At 36.1% G+C, this 3,010-nt stretch carries 4 protein-coding genes; 1 reads left to right on the top strand and 3 read right to left on the bottom strand.

Annotated features, from left to right (window positions below):
• Positions 1 to 213 precede the first annotated feature (213 nt).
• Positions 214 to 1,257 carry a DUF5692 family protein gene (locus DTK66_RS09730; RefSeq protein WP_191668535.1) on the top strand — a complete coding sequence of 348 codons (1,044 nt, stop codon included), beginning with the start codon at positions 214 to 216 and terminating at the stop codon, positions 1,255 to 1,257.
• A gap of 327 nt (positions 1,258 to 1,584) precedes the next feature.
• Here the strand turns inward: DTK66_RS09730 and DTK66_RS09725 are convergent, their stop codons facing one another.
• From DTK66_RS09725 to mscL, 3 genes are all read right to left on the bottom strand, one after another.
• Positions 1,585 to 1,872, bottom strand: coding sequence for a hypothetical protein (locus tag DTK66_RS09725; RefSeq protein ID WP_153930026.1), 288 nt, complete (start codon positions 1,870 to 1,872; stop codon positions 1,585 to 1,587).
• A 242-nt stretch (positions 1,873 to 2,114) separates the two neighbouring features.
• A complete protein-coding gene (locus DTK66_RS09720) occupies positions 2,115 to 2,342 on the bottom strand; it encodes a hypothetical protein (RefSeq protein WP_153930025.1) in 228 nt (75 codons plus the stop codon).
• A 146-nt stretch (positions 2,343 to 2,488) separates the two neighbouring features.
• Positions 2,489 to 2,860: a large-conductance mechanosensitive channel protein MscL gene (gene mscL / locus DTK66_RS09715; protein ID WP_153930024.1), complete on the bottom strand. Its 372-nt coding sequence runs from the start codon at positions 2,858 to 2,860 to the stop codon at positions 2,489 to 2,491.
• Positions 2,861 to 3,010: the final 150 nt, after the last annotated feature.

Raw genomic sequence — 3,010 nt, 5'->3', positions numbered from 1 at the left:
TACTTAATATTGTAGAGCCTAAATAAACAAAGCAGAGTAGACTGTAATAGCCTGCTCTGCTTTGTTGTTTTAAATTTATACTTTTGTTAATTAATTATCGATGAACGAGACAAATAGCCGTTAATAAGTCTTTAATCCCTTAATGATACTTAGTACAATTAATGTAGAAACTATTGTAAGCGGTTTCTTAAATATCTTAAGGGAGGAGATATTATGTTATTCCAAGTTTATGGTAGTCAATCAGGATGGCAACTATTAGGTTGGATATTGGTATTTGTTTGTTTGATTATTGCCAACGAAATTGCTCGACGAAGCAAGTTGGGCGGGCTTTTATTCTTTGTGGTCTTGCCAGTTGTTTTAACGATTTATTTTGCAATTATTTATATCTGTGCAGCCAAAGGCCAATCGTGGGCCCTTCATAATCAAACATATGTCCATATGAATAGTTGGTTCCACTATGCAAAACTATATGCAGCTACCTTTGGTTGTATTGGTTTTATGATCTTAAAATACCACTGGGGGCACCTGGGTAAGGCGTATTGGTTTAAGTGCTTTCCGTTTGTAATTGTGGCGATTAACATTTTTATTGCTGTGGGGAGCGATTTTGAATCGGCTATTCGTGGAATGAATGCATTGCAAACAACCGGAAGCCAATGGTGGCTTTCCTCTGAAGGTGTCTGGCTTTACGGTGGTTGGTGGAATGTCCTTAACGGAATCGCCGGTATTATCAATGTATTTTGTATGACTGGCTGGTGGGGAATTTATTCTTCCAAAAATGAGGATGATATGTTATGGCCTGACATGACTTGGCTTTTCATCCTTGCCTATGATGTTTGGAACTTTGAATATACTTATAATAACTTACCTACGCATTCATGGTATTGTGGGGTAGCGCTATTGCTAGCCCCAACATTTGCGGCTGCCTTTTGGAACATGGGTGGCTGGATTCAGAACCGGGCTAATACTTTGGCAATTTGGTGCATGTTTGCACAAGTAATTCCAGAATTCCAGGATAGCAGTAAGTTTTCAGTGTTACCAGTGTTATATAAGAATGGGGCGATGAATCCAACTGTTCATCCCGAAGCAGCTGATCCACATATGATGGGAATTATCGCCGTATTATCATTAGCAATTAATGTTGTGGTTTTCGCAATCATTTGGAAACGGGCTAAAGCAATGGATATTAATCCTTACACCCATGAAGTATTTGTTGGTACAAAGGATTACGAAGAAGCAATGGCGCGAGCGCAGAAGTAAACAATTTAATCATCAAGAAGTAGAGGCTAAGAAAAACTTTTGTTTCGCTCGGCCTCTACTATTTATTTTACCGACCGATGGCAAGATAACGTGGCAGATAACTATAAGGTTTAAGTCACAAACGGTCCTTAACCTTAACCAATCTTAGCTTGTTTAAAATGCAAAAGGTCCAGAATATTAAAAATACTCTGAACCCAATGATCTTTATAGAGGTGGGGAAACGAAAATTCGATGAATTAGGTTTTCTCCTCGCCACGTTATCATTGCTTTAATTCGCGGTACCATTTAGTACCAGTTTCTTCAAAAATCTGCTTGTTAATTATTAAATTAGTTAGCGGAGTGGTGTGTTGTGCTATCTTCACTAGTCCGATAGCCAAAGTAGAATTGGATAGCTGCAATCGCGATGTTTACCCAATCCATAGCGATAAACCAACCATTGATTGCGCTTGCATCGTGTGATACACCATAGTAAACCCAAAAACCAATAACAATTGCACAAACGTTGATCCAAGCGAAAGTCTTTTGTAGTATTTGATTGTTAAGTTGGAACCACATCCAAATAACGTTAATAACAAACCAAATAGCTAAGATCCAAAAAATAACATTGAACAACATAAGACATCCCTCCTTAGGGTCCGCATGGAATTGATGGACAGCCCACCATCCATCAACCTCAATTACATTAACTGTAAAAATTACTTACGATGTTTGATTAAGTAATCAGTGACTGTAACCGTTCGAATGAGGAAAAATAATACCTATCCGATATGCTTGCGCTAATAAAATGCGGTTTGCAGGTGAAGTTAATCGAACTTGCAAAACAATAATTAAGAGAGGAGAAGACCAGTTAATAACATTTATTTCTTAGAAAGTTGTTGCTTCGCGTCTTCATAACCATTTACATAGTCTTGAAGCGCATGCATCTTACCTCTAATAAACCTATTAGTAACATTAATAATCCGTTGCGGATACTTACGAAATGGCTCTAGTGCCTTATAATCTTTAACGGCCCGATTGTACCCTTTTTGATATGCGCTAATGTCCTTTTCGTTGTTATTTGTAGGACTAACTTTCTTCTTAAACATTATCATCACCTCTTTTGTTGCCCTACCATGATAGTACCAAGGATATAAAATTAATGCCAATAATATGATATAAAAATTTAAATAAATTATATAAATAAAGAAATAGCTATTTACCTATCATTATTAGCGATAAAGTAGCTATTTCTTTATTTTTTATCTTTTAATAATTCTACGATTTCTTTAAGATATTGTACTTCTGCACTTGGCTTGGCTTCTTCTTTCTTATCTTCTTTTTTGCGAAAACGGTTAATGGTTTTTACCATTAAAAAGACAACAAAAGAGATAATTAGGAAATTAATTACCGCGTTTAAGAAGCTTCCATACTTAAATTGGGCATCGCCAACTGTCCAGACTAGATTTGAAAGGTCGATCCGGCCGACGAAAATCCCAATAAGAGGATTAATAAGGTTATTAACTAATGACTTGACGATTGATGTAAAAGCAGCCCCGACAATAATCCCGACTGCCATATCAATAACATTCCCCCGTGCGATAAACTCTTTAAATTCTTTTAGCATGTTTTTCCTCCTTTTTCTGTTTAGGGTGGAGACAACTTTATACTGCAAGTTTACCAAAAAGTCTTTAATAAAATATGACTATTCAAGCTTGACAGCCTTGTTTATAAATTTTTTAAAATATTTTTTTATTTGGCAGATTGCAATAAATAA

This window comes from Limosilactobacillus walteri, assembly GCF_014830205.1.
Taxonomy (GTDB): domain Bacteria; phylum Bacillota; class Bacilli; order Lactobacillales; family Lactobacillaceae; genus Limosilactobacillus; species Limosilactobacillus walteri.
This window is presented reverse-complemented; position numbering and strand designations above follow the sequence as displayed.